Here is a 16,127-nt window from a genome sequence, read left to right as displayed (position 1 = left end):
AACGTCGCCGTTTGTTATATTATAAGATTAGTGATCGAATTAATTGCCAGTCATCTTCTGATACGTGCTCTCAGAAATGGTTCTTCTGGCAGTAACATAGCGTTCCTTATAGTAACCTGATGACAGGCTGGTGATCGTAACGCCCTTATTGCTTGAGGAATGTGCAAATTTGTTGTCGCCCACATAGATGCCTGCATGCGAGATGCCGTTGCCCCCGGTTTCGAAAAAGACAAGATCTCCGGGACGTAAATCGGACTTGGCTACATATTCGCCTGCACTTGCCTGCGACTTGGATGTTCTCGGAAGATCTAAGTTGAATTTGCCAAATATGTATATTAAAAATCCGGAACAGTCAAACCCTTCAGATACCTTGGTACCCCCCCATTTATAAGGAGTTCCCATAACATCATTAACCTCTTGGTCAAGCCTGGAGCTGTCATCCGCAGCTGCTCTTTCAGATCCAAACGATAGCAATAGTACAATACTCAGTAGCCACACGATTCCTTTTTTCAAAAAGAACTCAGTCTCCTTTCTTGCCGGCTAATGCTGCCTGACAGTTATTAATTTTTTGTAACTATTATGAATGATAGTGTAATATTCTCCGTTCGTCAACCCCTTCGGTGCTTTTTGAAAGAGCTTACACCCCCCGCTTAAGGTTAATCTCGCGGATTCTCTCCATTGGCACCTTCGGCTCGCGCTCCGCAGTCATTAACCCGTTAACCTCATCCTGAACGTCTGTAACCTGCGTATAACAGTACCCGGAGATAAATGGAATGGCCTGAATCGCCCGGGTTAAGCTGCCGAACCGCTCCAGAAAAGCTTCCTCGCTATCCACCTGATGACCATACCCCCAGCCGTGCCCGCTCTGGAAGGCAATCCCCCCATACTCGCTGATGATGACCGGCTGCCCCTTATAGCTGTACCCTTCTGCAAAAGCAAACTTCCATTCGTTATACGTGCCGCTGCTGCCGGTAATAGAGTCTTTATCCTTGTAGGTTTCATATAGCGCTTCCCCCCGCTCCACATAATCATGCAGCGTCAGAATGTCAGACACGGTATGTTCCCAGCCGTCATTCGTAATCACCGGACGATAGGGATCGATAGATTTGGTCAAATAATAGATCCCTTCCGTGAATGTCTGCTGCCGGACGTCATGAAGGATATTCTGCACTCCCCAGGATTCGTTAAAAGGCACCCAGGTGATAATGCATGGATGATTATACTGCTGCTGCACGATCTCCAGCCACTCCCTGGTGAACCGCTCCAGCGTCTCGTCGTTATATTCATAGGCAGCCGCCATCTCTGACCAGACCAATAGCCCTTTGACATCGCACCAGTACAAGAAACGGGCGTCCTCCACCTTCATATGCTTGCGCAGACCGTTGTAGCCCATCTCCATAATCGCTTCAATATCTTGAATCAGCGCTTCTTCTGACGGCGGAGTCAGATGGCTATCGGTCCAGTAACCTTGATCCAGGATCAGTCTTTGATACAGCGGGAGATTGTTCAGCAGGATCTGGCCGCCCTTAATTGAGATATTGCGCATACCGACATACGAGCCTACCCGGTCAATCTCCTGTTCACCCGCATACAGCACGAATTCGATGTCAAAAAGGTTCGGATTCCCCGGTGACCACAGGTTCTGCAGCCAAGGCCCGTTAATGCCTTCCATCATGCTGACCTCCACGGTCATCCATGCTCTGTCCACCGACAGACTAAGCTTATTTACCCGTTGGCCCTGAAACGTAATTTTGGTCTCCAGCCGAAGATTCTGGGCCTCGCTTAGGCCGTATACACGGTAATCCAGCCGGAGCATTTGGCGGTTAATGTCGGGTGTCATTTTCACGGAATCCAGCCGGGTAGCGTGGACATGCTCCAGCCAGACGCTTTTCCAGATACCGGTGGTCTGCACATAGAACGAATCGTGGTTCCGGCCCGCCCAGCGCTGCTTGCCCCGGGGCTGGAGACAGCTGTCGCTGTCGGTCACCATCAGCACAATCTCATTCACGCCATCCTGCCTGAGCAGATCGGTAATATCGAAGGAGAACCGCGCATACGCCCCCTCATGCTCTCCGGCATAGCCGCCGTTCACCCAGCAGACCGCCTTATAATCCACGCCTTCAAAATGCAGCACCGTCCGCTTCCCTTCTACCGCCGGGGACAGGACGAGTTGCTTGCGGTACCAGATCCTGGGGTGAAAGGTCTCTTCACCAATGCCGCTGGCCGCTGTCTCGTAGGTGAATGGAACGTTGATCGTGTGTGTGGCCGGAAAATGATCCATCCAGCGCGCCGCAACGCCTGTGTGATCATCATCGAAGCTAAAGTCCCATTCTCCGTTCAAATCCAGCCACTGGCTGCGGACAAATTGGGGTCTCGGGTAGCCCAGTGTATAGAATTTCGTAGCTGCTTTCGTCGTTGTTCCAGTCATATTAGAATTAACCCTCTTTCTCATTACTGAAGTATTCTCCATATTCACTATCACAGAGTACTCCCTTGTTTCGCGAAAGAAAATGATTTATCCTATCTATTGACTGATCTATCCTCTAAAAAGGTGGAATTGTGTATGATTACCTTGAAGCGGTGCGGTTCGAATGTAATTCACTCAGAGGGCATGACAATCGACCGCCCGGAGGGCTCCGGCGATTATGTCTTCGTATTCTTTCGGAGCAAGATGGAGCTGAGGCTTCAATCGCGGAGCGTGTATGCTGAACCGAATACTTACATCATCTATAACAGAAATAGCCACTACTTCTACAGAGACGCTGAGGTGCCGCTGGTGCATGACTGGTTCCATTTTGAGCTGGAGGGGGCGGATGCTTGGTTTGAACGCTTGAAGCTGCCGCTGGACACCTTAATGAAGGCCCATGACCCGCTCTATATCACCAGAAAAGTGAATGAGCTTCACTGGGAGAATCTGCAGAACGGCAGCTTCCGTCAGGAAATTATCGACTCCATTCTTCGCTGCCTGTTCATGAAGCTTAGCGATATGCGGCATTATGCGGAGGCCAGCCAGCTGGTCAGCAAATACTATAATTCATTCCTGAATCTGAGAAATGAAGTGCTCAGCTCCCCCTCCACCTGGTATACTGTCAAGCAGCTGGCGGAGCGGATGAACATGAGCCCGTCCTATTTTCAGCAGATCTATAAGCAGATCTTCGGCGTTCCGGCCGTCAGTGACATCATCCTAAATCGTGTGGGGCATGCGTCCTATTTACTGAAGAACACCACCTATACTGTCAGCCAGATCTCTGCGAGTTGCGGTTATGAGAACGATGTCCATTTCATGCGGCAGTTCAAGAAGTTCACCGGCCAAACGCCGAGTGAGTATCGAGGGAAGGGCTGATCGCGGAAGATTGATCGAATGGGGTTATTGCCTTAGATGAGCGTGATTAATAATTCCGTAATACACCAAATCCTCATAGGAATGAATCTTATGTACTTGATCTTTCTGGGTGCCTTCATAGGTCATTCCGCATTTCTGCATAATTCTTCCTGAGGCCGGATTAGAAGCGAAATGCCGTGCATATACCTTGTGATACTTCATCTCTGCAAAAGCAAATTCAATAACCGCCCGGGCAGCCTCGGTTGCGTAACCGTGCCCCCAATGGGCTTCACCGATCCAATACCCGATTTCACCGTTATGATGGGACGGATGATTAGATAACCCAACCGCCCCATACAACCGGCCGTCTGCCTTGTCAGTAATTGCGAAGTCATACATCTTGTCCAGGTCAAAGTTCTGTTCATGATTCGCGATCCAGTCCACCGCACACTCCAGCGGGTACGGATACGGAAGGGTCAAAGTACTCTTGTATATGTTGTAATTGTTACAATGATAGCTGACATCTGTGGCATCCGATGGCTTGAATAAGCGCAGCAGTAACCGTTCTGTCTCAATCGTCCGCTCGGCTCGGTGATATATCATTTAGACCCTCTCCCTATCATTTGGAGATGTTATATAAGACGACTAAAGAAATTAATAAAAAAGCAAAAGAAGTGGAGGGGAAATTTGGAACTGGAGGAGCGATAGCGTACGCCTGAAAGCTTTCCGAAGGAAAGCTCGCATCGTAAGCATAGGCTGTGTTTGGATTTCTACCGCGAGAAGCGGTTCTAATCAAAAAATCCACATGATCACAACAATAATCAAAGCAATAACACCCACCGCAATCAACAGATCAGAGATCTGCCGCCAGAATCCCAAAGGCCCTTCACGATGAAGCTTCTGTTCATTAACGTCATGGTTGGCTTTGTGACCGCCGGGGTCATTCGAATAGATAGAGGGGCCGGGGTGTCCACCGCCAGTAGGGAATTCAGTCATCAGAATCACCTCCCTTTCCCCCTAATTATACACCATTTAATCTCATTTTTGGTAAACGAAATGGCTATGGTATAGTTAACATTTGAATTTTGGTTGGAAATAACCTATTTTAAAAAAGATAGAGTTTCAGCAGTTAACGGAAGAGGCGAGCGCAGCGTGGCGGAAATACATGAAATGATATCAGCGGGAACCCGGGCTTTAATCGAGGATAACTTCCTCCAGCTCATGGAGCAGGAAGGATTTCACAAGGTGAGCGTACGCCAGCTGGCGCTTAGAACACATATTAACAGGGGAACGTTCTATCTGCATTTTACGGATAAATACGATCTGCTGGAGCAGCTTCAGCGGGAAATACTGACCGGTCTGGAGCAGGTGATGGTTGTCAAAATCGTACGTGAAGAGATGTCCGAGCATTATCTGATGGGCTTGCCCTATCCGCCCCTGGTGCATATCCTTGAGTATCTGCAGCAGCATGGAGAGCGAATCCGCTTATTTCTCGGGGCTAAAGGAGATGCGGCATTTCCGGGGCAATTCAAGGAGGTTATCAAACGCAGCTTCTACCGGAAGCTGGAGATGAATGGCGTATTTGCCGATCATCCGGCGGTTCCTCCAGAGTATCTCGCTGCGCATTCCGCGTCTATTTTTCTCGGAATTACGGAAGAATGGCTGCACAGCGGGATGCCTTATACTCCGAAGGAGCTGGCGGTGATCTATAATGAGGTCTTATTCATGCAAGCGACTCTGATTCCCAAGGCTTAAATCGTAATCAGCACCTTACCGCGGATCTTGCCGGCCTCACTCATGGCATGTGCAGTTGCCAGCTCAGTCAGCGGCAGACGGCCGGTAATCCAGAGCTTCAGCTTACCCGCATCCACCAGCTCTGCAACCCGTGTCAGCAGCGTACGATCCTCTCGTGCAAACAGCCGATGTGCCTTAACGCCAAGCTGTGCTGCCAGCGCTTCGTCCGCAGGATTCACCGCCGAGATCAGCGCTCCTCCCTCTTTTAGCAGCGGCAACCATGTATTAAGAACTTCGGTACTCTCAGGGGACAGATTGAGAATCAGATCTACCTTGTCTTTCATCTTGTCCGTCACGCTCTCCTTGGTGTAATCAATCATCTCGTCAATCCCCAGCTCCTGAAGCACTGGCATACTGGCCGCAGAGGAAGTCCCTATGACATACGCTCCATGCTGCTTGGCAAATTGCACTGCATAGCTGCCTACCCCGCCAGCGGCCCCGGCAATCAGCACACGCCCGCCCTGCGGCAGGTTACCATGATCGAATAACCCCTGCCATGCGGTTAAGACTCCAATGGGCAGCACAGCTGCCTCGGATAGCTCCAGGGAGACTGGCGCCGGCGCGGCATACTGCGTTTTGGTAACTACATACTTTTGAAGCAAGATGTGTACTGTTCCTGTAACTCATTGTAGGGTTCCGCCCAAGCGTATACAATCAACAATCAGGCCTGAAGTGTTCATTCTTTCTTCTTACGGGTAGTAGATAATTAGGAAGGAGCAATGCCTATGGAACATATGGATACGATTGATCTCATCGCCATTCTTGCTCTGGTGCTGGCACTATTGCTTACGCTCAGTGTGTTCAGTCTGAAGAGGCGTGTGAACGAGCTAGAGTCCCGGTTAGCGCAAAGAGACGCTTACGGCGGAATGTACTCTTCCCCAGCGAGCAGCAGAGCTGCCGACATCCCGGCTCCCCTGTTCATGCAGAACCCGGAGCTGGCACCGGATCTGGAGCGGAGAATCCGCCTGCTGTTAACCGAGGGCAAGAAGATCCAGGCGATCAAGGTGATGCGCGAAGCGCGGAATCTGGGCCTGAAGGAAGCCAAGGACTTCGTAGAGAACCTGGAACGGGGCGGGACCTTCCGCTAAGCCAACCATGAGTGTATGATCAAGAATGACCTCAGACTGCCACTGGACTGTGGAAGCTGAGGTCATTTTTGTGTTGTAGCCTATACCGGCAATTAGACTAAATATCCTTGTGTACATAAATACGCAAAGAGACTAAATAAGAAGCATAGATAATCACGAGATAGGCCAGGACGCTGATGGCAATAAGCAAGACATTATCCAATCTGCCCGTGCTAATCCATTCGGCAAGTGCCGGAAACCGTTTAGACAAGCTGGTAATTGCCGTGAAATTCAGCATGATCGCCATTATAAAGATGAAGTTGACGATCTGCATCCCTTTTTGTCCCAGCCAGTAATACAGCGGCAGATACATTGAGGCCAATAAAGGGAACGCGGCAGTAGCTATTCCCAGCTCTCTCCAGCGCAGCGGTTCATCCAGCTTGCCCATCTTAAAAGCAACCAGATACAGCAGAATCGTACAGATCAGGCTGAACAAGGAGAATGGAATCAGCGTCATATATTTAGCCTGAATCAGCCGCTGTCTCGGGACCGGGAGCGTAACCAGAAACTTCTGATTGTTATGCTGCATATCGATGGTACAGGAGTTAATGAGCAGCAGCATAGCCGGAAACAGTGAGAACACCGTATAGGCTTCAGCGTTCATATAGCCCATAATCAGATAATAGGGAATTAGCAGGAGGATGAACTTCCGGGTAAGCATGAAGTCTTTACGGATCAGAGCTATGGAGTTATACATGTGCTTCACTTCCTTTTACCGTATAGTACATAATCTCTTCCAGTGTAGGTGTCTCGCAGATTGCGGTGTCCCTGAAATAACGTTCCCCCTCCGCACGGTTGCTGATCAGCCCTTCAAAGCCCAGCCCGTTCTCCCGCAGCCCCACGAACCACCGCCGGACATCCCGGTCCAGCAGCTCCTTCCCGCCTTTGACCAGCAGATAGCGTTCGCCCAGACTCTCCTTCATCTCATTGAAAATAATCCGTCCTTCGTTAATGAATGCAATATAGTCGGCAATCCGGTCCAGATCGGTAGTGTTGTGGGTCGAGAACAGAATCGACTTGTGCTCATCCTGGATATGCTCACTGAGCAGCTCCAGCATCTCCCGGCGAAAAATCGGATCAAGTCCTGAGGTCGGCTCATCCATAATCAGCAGATCGGCACCATGGGACAAGGCGACAGCGAGCGAGAATTTGATCTTCATGCCTTTGGACAGATCCTTGATCTTCTTACCCGGCGGAAGCTTGAACAGCTCCTGAAACTTCACATATGTATCATTATTCCACCCGGGATAGAACGGGGCGATAATACTCTTCATCTGCTTTACGGTCATATTCTCATAATAGATATTCTCGTCCGAGACGTAACCGATACGCGCCTTAACAGCCGCCAGGTCCTCCTGGTTGTTCTGGCCGAACATCAGAATGTTGCCTTGGTCCGGATAGATTAACCCCATCATCATCTTGATCATAGAGGTCTTGCCTGCGCCATTTGGGCCGATCAGCCCTGTAATGTAGCCCTCCTTGATCGGGAGCGAAATATCCCGCAGTTCAAAACGGTCGTAGCGTTTGGTCACATGGTCTAGCTCAATTACATTACTCATTCCTGTTCCTCCTCATAGAGCAGCTTCAGCATCTCCGCGAGTTCAGCGTATTCCATGCCAAGCTGTCTGCTCTCGTCAATAATCTCCTTCAGCTTGCCCTCCACCATCCGCAGCCGTTGTTCCCGGATATATTCCTGATCGGCCCCGGAGACAAAAGACCCCTTACCCACAATCGAGTTAATCAGCCCCTCCCGCTCCAGCTCCTCGTAAGCCCGCTTCGTGGTAATGACGCTAATCTGCAGCTCCTTCGCCAGTAAGCGGATCGACGGCAGCGGGGTCCCCGAGACCAGCTCGCCTTGGAGAATCATCTGGCGGACCTGTCCCACAATCTGGGCGTAGATCGGTTCGCCAGATGTACTTGATATCACGATATTCATGCAGCAGCATCAGCTTCCTTTGTGTTTTTTGTAACTAGTGTATATATGTAATATATACACTATATTCGGTTGTGTCAATCCCTTAGTGTGATACCCTTAATTAGCCGATCATCCCCTGCGACCGCAGAAAGTGGTAGACGATCTCGCTCTGCAGCCTTACTCTTAAGGCATAATCCAGGCTCCAGCAGGTCTCTACGGTCACCGCCCGGGCACCGAGCAGCCGCTGGAAAGCCATCCGGGAAGTTCCCGCACGCTCCCTATGCCGTATGTTGAAGCGGTACGCTCTATTCGTGATCGTCTGATTCATCCGCATCACAATTTGCTTCGCCAGTCCATGTGCCCGGCTGACCGGGCTGATGATCAGGGTCTGGCCGACCCGCTTCGGATTCAGCTCGGACAGCCCGTTCGCCTCATGCAGATCCAGCACCCACGAGGGGCGGTAGCGCAAGGCAAGCTGCCATACGGCTGCCGACAACGGATGTCGGGCCGGGGCGCCTTGAACGCCCGGGAAGGTACGGTTCAGGTCGGGTTTCCCGCGAACCCCCTTGCGCCGTGCGATTTGGTTCACCAGCGGGACGATAATCAGCTTCCCTGAGCGCAGCATCAGATCTCCCCGGTTGAACCGGCTGGCGATGCCTTGCGCTGCGCGGCTACTCGCCGGCTCATTGCCGTGAACACCGGAGATAATCATAAATACAGGTCCGGGGACGCCGCTGCTAATGACATAATAAGGTGTGGCATAGGGCGTTCCTGCCGCCAGCTTATGCTTCTCTACAGACACTGTGGTTCACCTCGCTCTGGATGATGTGGATCATGTGGAGGATGGTATACAAGATTCAGGACAGCACCAATGGTTACTCTGTAATGTATGCGGATTACCTGCGGAGGATTGGACGAATAGGACAGCAAAATAACCCCACAAAGTGGGGCTTTAGCGTGGGTGATGACTCAGGCACTTTGCGGGGACCCCAAAACATATAAATTCTTTCTAAAAAAGCCGGACAAGTCCAATATGGACTCATCCGGCTTCTGCTCTGGGTGTACGATAGTGCTGGCAGGTGCTAATAAAATACGACCTGGTTCTTCCCGGCAGACTTCGCCTCATAGAGAGCCTTCTCCGCCTTGGCAATGAAGTCAGACGGGCGGTCAGAGGGAACCGGTACCTTCAACAGGCCACCTATGCTTACAGTGACCACACCTTCCTCTTCAAACCTGTCACGGGGAATCTGCAGATCAGAGACACCTTGACGGACGGATTCGGCTAATTGCTCCGCCTGGGAGGCGGACGCACCTGCCATCGTAAGGATGAAGTTCGCCCCGCTGAACCGGGCCACGAAGGTGCCGTGCGTGATGCTGATAATATTCAGCACATCCGCTACCGATTGAATACAGAGATCGCCGCCCTTCAGCCCGTGTACAGCATTGTAAGCATGAAAATCATCGATATCAATCGACAGCAGCAGCAAGGGTTCCCGGGTATTCAGCGTATCCTCCCAGCGCTGATCCAGCTCATGCACAAGGGCCTGGCGGTTCGGCAGATCGGTTAGTGAATCGGTCGTCAGATAGCTTTGCATCTGATTGGCCGCATCAGTATAGGCTTCGCCCTTCGCCCCTACACCGGTTCCTGCATTAAGGACCGCCATAATGGACGGTCTGCCGCCATGAATAACCGAAGCCAGACTGAGGCTTATCTCCAGCAGTTGCCCGTCCCCGCTCATGAATTGGCCCTGGCCCGATACGAACTGGGTCACATTCTGGCTGAGGTCTGAGAAGTGCTGCTTCAGAGTTGACCGGTAGGACGCCTGCACATAGGTCATGAACGGCTGCCCGATCAGCGATTTGTCCTTCTCTTCACCCATCAGCTCCACTGCGCGGTTATTGCAGTAGGCAATCACATCATCGGTAATCATGAAGAAGGCTACGGGAGACAGGTCCATCAATTGCAGATACCGCTGTTCATTATGACGCAGACTGCGGGCGTTCTGCAGGGCCTGCTCTTCCGCCTGACGCAGCTGGTTCTCGGTCTGTCCGCGCAGAATAGATTTAAGCTGCGGCAGAATGTTAAGATGCTGCTCTCTCCAAGGAAGTGAGGTGGATTGAACCACCTGCCGCCATTTCTCAAAGGACTTGCGGGGAGACAATCGTAATCCGTCATTTTCCTGAATGACAGCCTTAGCCGGATCTCCGGCCCAATCCACAATCTCCACCACCTCAGGCCGGAACCAGATCATATAATTCTGGTGTCCTGGAGTCAGGGCGAGATAGATGGCACCGGAGGCCTTATTCTTGTAAGCTTTGGCCGATTCATATTCCAGACTGAGTCTGGAGGTGCAGTAGGTGTAATCCTTGGATTTCCCCGCCAGCCAGCCGGCAAGCTCCCGTACCTGCTCCTGGGAGGGCGCTACTCCGAACAGCATCAGCTTGTCCTGATAACACACGGCTGCACCGGAAGCCTCCATCATACCCAGCAGTGTCTGCTCTTCATCGCTGAGCTGTTCAATCACCCGGGAAGAGCTGACATTGCCTGTGAAAATATCGACAATTCTCATCGCCTTGGTCCGCAGCGCAAGCTCCGTCTGATAGCTGTCGAGCTGCTGACGCTGGTACAGTTCACTGGAGAAGAAGGCCCCCAGGAAATTACACAGATTACGGATACGGTGCGGGACATACCTGGGGGAATAGTGGTGACAAGTGATCAGTCCCCAGAGCTTGTTGTTGTTAATCAGGGAGATGGTCGTAGTCGCCCCCACCCCCATATTCTGCAAATACTCGATATGGAGCGGAGACACGCTGCGCAGGATGGACAAGCTGAGGTTCAGGGGCTTACCGGTAAGGGGCTGCAGCACCGGGGTAATCGGAACGGGAACATAATTCACATCGACGATCGTCCGCAGCCAGTTGCGCAGATATAGCTCACGCGCCTGCTTCGGAATGTCAGAGGCAGGATAATGATGGCCGAGGAACGGCTCCAGTCCTTCTTCCTTGGCTTCCGCAATCACCTTGCCATTCCACTGCTCATCGAACTCGTAGATCATGACCCGGTCATAGCCCAGCATCTCCTTCACCTGCTCAGCGGCGGCCTGGCTGGCTTCGATCCGGTTCGCCGTATGCTTCAGCCGTCCGAAGAAGGTGCGAATCCAGTCGAAGTCGTTGGTGCTGTCGCTCTGATCGATGGAGGCAGGCTCCAGTTCAACAATCATCAGACCTTCACTTTCGTGAAGGATGCAGAAGAAGTCCTCCGGAACACCTGCGACTTTAATCTGTATAATTATATATTGTAAATCTGCTGTTTCTTTGGCATTCACACTGCGTTCAAGCAGCATGTTCAGCTGTTCGGGACCCACCAGATCCGCCATAGATGTGCCCAGTAGAGCGTCTGCAGCGACACCCAGCAGTACATCTGTATTGCGGCTGGCCTGGACAATCCGGTTATCCTTGTTCTGAGTCACGGCCAGCAATACGCCATGCGGCTGAATCAGCCCGGGGATGTGGATGGGCTCCTTCTCACAGTTATTAAGATCCACGGGTTCCTTCGGGTCCAGTCCCGCTTCGTTCAGCAGAGTCCGGTTCAGCGGTTGATTCTCATGTTCTGTATTAAAATCTGACATAGGTGTAAAGCCTCCATTGAAGTAAATGATTTCTTAGCTGTTTTGGCGTAGGTTCATTCTATCTTACTTCGGGCAGCAATAACAAACATAAGTTTGATCTGTACAGCCTGCGGGACTTCTATTACAGTCTTGGAATAATTATGTATAATATGGATGGATAGAGCATAAGCTTGGACAGCCTTTCATTCCTAGACTCCGAGGTGACCGTAATGCGGCGAACTAAACGTTCAGGTAGAGAGATTGTTTCTTTTCTGCTAAGCGCCTTCTCCATAATGATCATTGCCTTCTTCATCATCCGCTATGTGCTTCAGACCGTTTCATTCGCACCTTAACAGCCTGCCCACGCAAAGAGGAGCATTTGGGGGAAATGCTCCTCTTCGACTTGCATATACAAAGTAATAGGTTACACTTCCGGAAGAATTGTAATCCGAAAGTCATACCATTAATTTACCTTAAAAATCTCAATAATACAAGTATTTCCTTCTATTCCAGTGAAAATGCGACTAATTCATAACAGCGCTTCGCCACTTGGCTGCGCATCCGGGGATTTGAGGCGCAGCGGGCTTTGCCGCCTGATCTATACGCCCGTTATAATGAACCTACTCTGCGCAGAGAATAACGAAAAAGAAGGATCATTCATATGTCTGATAATCCCCTGTTAGAGCGCAAGAGCGCACAATTTACACATCTCGTTACCGAAGGTACTCATTATGAGGTCGGACGCACCTTGGGCGCCCATCATAAGAATGACCCCGCCATGCTAAAATTCTTGTCCTCCCCCTTCATGGGAGCCTCCCCGCTGACGCCGCATGCTGCGGACAAAGCCATGGAGAGCTTCGAGCGCTACTGCCCCGGCTTGAATGAAGAGATTCAGGGCTTCGCCGATGAGACCGGTGCCCTAGCAGCCCATGTCGTATTCTATTATTCCTATTTTCAGGCACCGGGCCACTGCACACAGGCAGCCTACCGAACCGAAGCAAGTGCGGGTCAGAGCGGACAGACCTATCATATGCGTAATTATGATTTTGGCTGGGAGGATGAGCCGTACAATCAGCTGCTGCTCAGCACAACCCGGGTGAAGGGCAAACCGGCGCATACCGGCTTTGCGCTGCAGCTGTTCGGACGTTATGACGGGATGAATGAGGCAGGACTTACCATAACCACCACCTCGGGGAGAGTCCGGCCGGAGATGACCGGGGAGGGCTTTATTTTTCCAGGCGTAGTCCGGGCCTTGCTGGATCAATGTACTACTGCGGAAGAAGCGGCCCAGCTCATGCGCAGCATGCCGGTGGCCGACTACAGAAACTTCCTGATCTCTGACGCCCAAGGGAACATCGCTCTCGTGGAGACGGCTGGTACCGGGAAAGCGATCCAGTATCACCCGGATGCTGCCAGCTTAAGCGCAAGCCAGCTCGTGCTCTCGGCGAACCATTACACCCTGCCCTCCATGCAGCTGCATAATCAGCAAGTCATGGAGAACTCATGGACCAGATATGACGCGCTGCGGACAGCACTTATAGACGATAACACCGCCATCAATCCTGTAGCAGCCATGAAAGCTGCCGCAGGACGCGAATATCCCGAAGGAATCTGCTGTCACCATTACAGCGAAGGATTAGGCACCTTATGGTCCATGGTCTGTGACAATACAGCCCGTGAGCTGCATATCTGCTTCGGTTCCCCGCAGCTGAACGGCTGGAGAACATTCGGGTTCCATGACCCGGCGGGAATGCGTGTATACGAGGCAGTGCTGCCGGACAAGCCGTCCGCAGAGGGATTCTGGACCCGTCCCAGGTAAGCTCCCTCTCACTCTTGCTGCTGTGAGGCCCTCTGCAAAATAGACTGTACAAACGCGGTCTTCCCGTCACAATACGCATCAATGTCATAACGGTACTCTTCAGCCAGCCGCTGCTTGACCGCCTGATATTCCTCCCGGGCAGCGGGATGGCTGCGCAGATAATCTCGGAACAGAATATGCTCCACGTAACCTTTGCCGTCCTTGGGACATACATACAGATGGTATTTCATGAATCCATCATCCTGGTTGCTCTTGAAGGCTTCCCGGCCCTCAATGCCCAGGTTGCCCTGATGCTCATAACCGAACGCCTGCAGTCTGCGGATGATCTCCGGCAACTGGTCATAGCTCGCCATCACCAGATCGATATCAATCACAGGCTTGGCCCACAGCCCTTCAATCGAGGTGCTGCCCACATGCTCTGACCGGATAATCAGATCCCCGGCGATCTCAAGCATCCGCGCCTCAATTCTGCTATATTCCGCCTTCCAGGCCGGATCATAAGGAACCACTTCTACAACCTTGGTCTTCTCAGCCACAATCCCTCTCCTCCTTCAACTATAACCAATAACCGCCACTGGAATAAAATACAAACCGCAATCTCATACTAACCCGCAGAGACGGAGGTGAACAGTATGCCCAAGAATAGTGCAGACCCGAAGCATGACCGTGCAAATAACCGCGCCGATTCAAAAAACAACCAGCAGAATCACGCCAGTATCAGCGAAATCCCCCAAATGGTGACTCCTGATAAAGCAGCAGACGTCGTGCCGAGTCTGAACGGTGTGACTAAGAACGAGAGCTGATTACCGCTTTGCTCTGCTTATAGACCAGGCTTCTCCCCTCAGGCAACAGAGGCGGAAGTCTGGCCTTTTGTCCATACGCTATAGTTATACTATAAGTCTAATGATAGAATAGTAGAATCCTTTTAATATTGACGGAAAGAGTGGACGTATGCGAATTGGATTTTTTGACTCCGGAATAGGCGGGTTAACCGTGCTTCATCAGGCGCTTAAGCTCTTGCCGCAAGAGGACTACCTCTTCTATGCAGATACCAACCATGTGCCCTATGGGGAGAAGACGAAAGACGAAGTCAGGGAATACATCCTGCAAGCGGTGGATTTCATGGCCAAGCAGCATATAAAAGCGTTGGTGGTCGCTTGTAACACAGCCACCAGCATCGTGATCGAAGAGCTGCGGCAGCGGTATGACTTTCCGGTCCTCGGGATCGAGCCGGCCGTGAAGCCTGCGGTTGAACAATCGGAGGGCAAGCAGAAGAAGGTGCTGGTACTTGCTACCCGCTTAACGCTGCAGGAGAAGAAGTATCATGATTTGGTGCACCGTATCGATCACGGGGAGATTGTTGACAGTCTGCCGCTGCCCGGGCTGGTTGAGTTTGCGGAGCGCTTTGATTTTGACGAAGATAGAATTATTCCCTATCTGAAAAGTGAGCTCGCCCACTTGGACCTTAAGCGGTACAGCACGGTGGTCCTTGGATGCACTCACTTCCCCTACTTCGAGGGAAGCCTGCGGAAGATATTCCCGGATACGGTTGACTTCATCTCAGGCAGTCTCGGAACCGCCAGGCACCTGAAGCAGATTCTTCAAGCGGGGGGACGGATCAACGAGGGGACGGGCGATATCCTTTTTTACAGATCCAGTGTCAAGGTAGATGATCCTTCCATGTTATCGAAGTATGGGCGCCTGTTCAAACGCCTGGATGACATTGAACAATCTATTAATCTGAGCAAAGGGGCTGATCTCACTTGAGTCACTATACAACCATAATGGAGAGATTACGCCGGAATCCGCTGAAGAATGTTACACTGCTCAAAATGATGACGGCGTATCATACGCAGATCGACAGCGTGCTGATTGAACAACAGGAAGAGTGGGGAGTGCTGCTGCTTATGCCTGCCGCCACCTTCGCCTATGATCAACGGACCTACCCGGAGGCTGACACCGTTGTGCTGATGGACTACAGCAGTCCTGAGGTCTTCCCGGCCCTGCTCAAGCGGTTGCCGCAGGACGCCAACCTGGTCTTCAAGCTTCAGGAGGATGCGTACCGTCAGGCGCTGGAACCGTATTTCACGCTGCGGCGGGTCCGTAGTCTCTACTCGTATTCTTCGGCCGAAGGCCAGAGGTTCAGCGCAGATGAGGCCTGCACGGTCAGTGATACTATCGATGAACGGCTGCTGCCGCTGTGGATGGCGAATGAGTATTCGTTAGAGGAGATCACGCAGTATTTTGAAGACGGGGCTTTCGGTGTGACGTTATTTGACGGGGAGACGCCACTTAGTACATGTATGGTGTACCGCAACGAGGAGCAAATCTGGGAGATCGGCGGCGTACGTACCGTAGAAGCTGCCAGACAGCGTGGATTAGCACAGCGCGTAGTCCGCACAGCAGTCTTCCACACCCAGAAGCGCGGCTTCATTCCCAGGTACCAGGTGCTGGAGAACAATCCCGCCTCCATCCGCCTCGCCGAATCCATTGGCCTAACCCGCGCTGTCACGCTGGAGCACTGGGTTAATTATTGATGAAA

At 51.7% G+C, this 16,127-nt stretch carries 19 protein-coding genes; 8 read left to right on the top strand and 11 right to left on the bottom strand.

Annotated features, from left to right (window positions below; genetic code table 11):
• Positions 1-39 precede the first annotated feature (39 nt).
• On the bottom strand, positions 40-513 hold the full coding sequence (locus MKX42_RS16775) for a C40 family peptidase (protein WP_340753480.1): 474 nt from the start codon (positions 511-513) through the stop codon (positions 40-42).
• A gap of 124 nt (positions 514-637) precedes the next feature.
• Positions 638-2,428, bottom strand: coding sequence for a glycoside hydrolase family 2 protein (locus MKX42_RS16770; protein WP_340753479.1), 1,791 nt, complete (start codon positions 2,426-2,428; stop codon positions 638-640).
• Positions 2,429-2,563: 135 nt separating this feature from the next.
• Between MKX42_RS16770 and MKX42_RS16765 the strand changes: the two genes are divergently transcribed.
• The gene (locus tag MKX42_RS16765; protein WP_340753478.1) at positions 2,564-3,343 is read left to right on the top strand and encodes a helix-turn-helix domain-containing protein; all 780 of its coding nucleotides are present in this window, start codon (positions 2,564-2,566) and stop codon (positions 3,341-3,343) included.
• A gap of 24 nt (positions 3,344-3,367) precedes the next feature.
• On the opposite strand, the gene MKX42_RS16760 is transcribed toward MKX42_RS16765, so the two are convergent.
• Both MKX42_RS16760 and MKX42_RS16755 read right to left on the bottom strand, forming a co-directional pair.
• Positions 3,368-3,925: a GNAT family N-acetyltransferase gene (locus MKX42_RS16760; protein WP_340753477.1), complete on the bottom strand. Its 558-nt coding sequence runs from the start codon at positions 3,923-3,925 to the stop codon at positions 3,368-3,370.
• Positions 3,926-4,114: 189 nt separating this feature from the next.
• Positions 4,115-4,318, bottom strand: coding sequence for a hypothetical protein (locus MKX42_RS16755; protein ID WP_238651733.1), 204 nt, complete (start codon positions 4,316-4,318; stop codon positions 4,115-4,117).
• A 156-nt stretch (positions 4,319-4,474) separates the two neighbouring features.
• On the opposite strand from MKX42_RS16755, the gene MKX42_RS16750 reads away from it, so the two are divergent.
• Positions 4,475-5,077 (top strand): TetR/AcrR family transcriptional regulator, encoded by a 603-nt coding sequence (locus tag MKX42_RS16750; protein ID WP_340753476.1) that lies wholly within the window; start codon positions 4,475-4,477, stop codon positions 5,075-5,077.
• On the opposite strand, the gene MKX42_RS16745 is transcribed toward MKX42_RS16750, so the two are convergent.
• Positions 5,074-5,718: an NADP-dependent oxidoreductase gene (locus MKX42_RS16745; RefSeq protein ID WP_340753475.1), complete on the bottom strand. Its 645-nt coding sequence runs from the start codon at positions 5,716-5,718 to the stop codon at positions 5,074-5,076. The genes MKX42_RS16750 and MKX42_RS16745 overlap by 4 nt on opposite strands.
• Positions 5,719-5,841: 123 nt before the next feature.
• Here MKX42_RS16745 and MKX42_RS16740 point away from each other — a divergent pair, with 123 nt between their 5' ends.
• Entirely contained in the window at positions 5,842-6,204 is a 363-nt protein-coding gene (locus MKX42_RS16740; protein WP_340753474.1) for a ribosomal protein L7/L12, read from the top strand.
• Positions 6,205-6,301: 97 nt separating this feature from the next.
• On the opposite strand, the gene MKX42_RS16735 is transcribed toward MKX42_RS16740, so the two are convergent.
• From MKX42_RS16735 to MKX42_RS16715, 5 genes are all read right to left on the bottom strand, one after another.
• Positions 6,302-6,940 (bottom strand): ABC-2 transporter permease, encoded by a 639-nt coding sequence (locus MKX42_RS16735; protein WP_340753473.1) that lies wholly within the window; start codon positions 6,938-6,940, stop codon positions 6,302-6,304.
• Positions 6,933-7,802: an ABC transporter ATP-binding protein gene (locus tag MKX42_RS16730; protein ID WP_340753472.1), complete on the bottom strand. Its 870-nt coding sequence runs from the start codon at positions 7,800-7,802 to the stop codon at positions 6,933-6,935. The genes MKX42_RS16735 and MKX42_RS16730 overlap by 8 nt, the downstream gene beginning before the upstream one ends.
• On the bottom strand, positions 7,799-8,179 hold the full coding sequence (locus MKX42_RS16725) for a GntR family transcriptional regulator (RefSeq protein ID WP_036695325.1): 381 nt from the start codon (positions 8,177-8,179) through the stop codon (positions 7,799-7,801). The genes MKX42_RS16730 and MKX42_RS16725 overlap by 4 nt, the downstream gene beginning before the upstream one ends.
• A 100-nt stretch (positions 8,180-8,279) precedes the next feature.
• Entirely contained in the window at positions 8,280-8,960 is a 681-nt protein-coding gene (locus tag MKX42_RS16720) for a succinylglutamate desuccinylase/aspartoacylase family protein (protein ID WP_340753471.1), read from the bottom strand.
• Positions 8,961-9,240: 280 nt separating this feature from the next.
• Positions 9,241-11,787: a diguanylate cyclase domain-containing protein gene (locus MKX42_RS16715; protein WP_340753470.1), complete on the bottom strand. Its 2,547-nt coding sequence runs from the start codon at positions 11,785-11,787 to the stop codon at positions 9,241-9,243.
• Between the two features lie 209 nt (positions 11,788-11,996).
• Between MKX42_RS16715 and MKX42_RS16710 the strand changes: the two genes are divergently transcribed.
• Together MKX42_RS16710 and MKX42_RS16705 are read left to right on the top strand one after the other, a co-directional pair.
• On the top strand, positions 11,997-12,119 hold the full coding sequence (locus tag MKX42_RS16710; protein ID WP_340753469.1) for a hypothetical protein: 123 nt from the start codon (positions 11,997-11,999) through the stop codon (positions 12,117-12,119).
• A 308-nt stretch (positions 12,120-12,427) separates the two neighbouring features.
• Positions 12,428-13,585, top strand: a complete 1,158-nt coding sequence (locus tag MKX42_RS16705; RefSeq protein WP_340753468.1) for a C45 family peptidase — start codon at positions 12,428-12,430, stop codon at positions 13,583-13,585.
• Positions 13,586-13,593: 8 nt separating this feature from the next.
• Here the strand turns inward: MKX42_RS16705 and MKX42_RS16700 are convergent, their stop codons facing one another.
• Positions 13,594-14,121 (bottom strand): GrpB family protein, encoded by a 528-nt coding sequence (locus MKX42_RS16700; RefSeq protein ID WP_340753467.1) that lies wholly within the window; start codon positions 14,119-14,121, stop codon positions 13,594-13,596.
• Between the two features lie 96 nt (positions 14,122-14,217).
• On the opposite strand from MKX42_RS16700, the gene MKX42_RS16695 reads away from it, so the two are divergent.
• The 3 genes from MKX42_RS16695 (at position 14,218) to MKX42_RS16685 (ending at position 16,122) form a co-directional block, all read left to right on the top strand.
• Complete coding sequence (locus MKX42_RS16695) at positions 14,218-14,388, top strand: hypothetical protein (RefSeq protein WP_340753466.1); 171 nt, start codon at positions 14,218-14,220, stop codon at positions 14,386-14,388.
• 148 nt (positions 14,389-14,536) lie between these two features.
• Entirely contained in the window at positions 14,537-15,352 is an 816-nt protein-coding gene (gene murI / locus MKX42_RS16690; protein ID WP_340753465.1) for a glutamate racemase, read from the top strand.
• A complete protein-coding gene (locus MKX42_RS16685) occupies positions 15,349-16,122 on the top strand; it encodes a GNAT family N-acetyltransferase (RefSeq protein WP_340753464.1) in 774 nt (257 codons plus the stop codon). The genes murI and MKX42_RS16685 overlap by 4 nt, the downstream gene beginning before the upstream one ends.
• Positions 16,123-16,127: the final 5 nt, after the last annotated feature.

This window comes from Paenibacillus sp. FSL R7-0204 (assembly GCF_038002225.1).
Lineage (GTDB): Bacteria > Bacillota > Bacilli > Paenibacillales > Paenibacillaceae > Paenibacillus_AQ.
The sequence above is the reverse complement of the archived record's forward strand: the minus strand, read 5'-3'. Positions and strand labels throughout refer to the sequence as shown.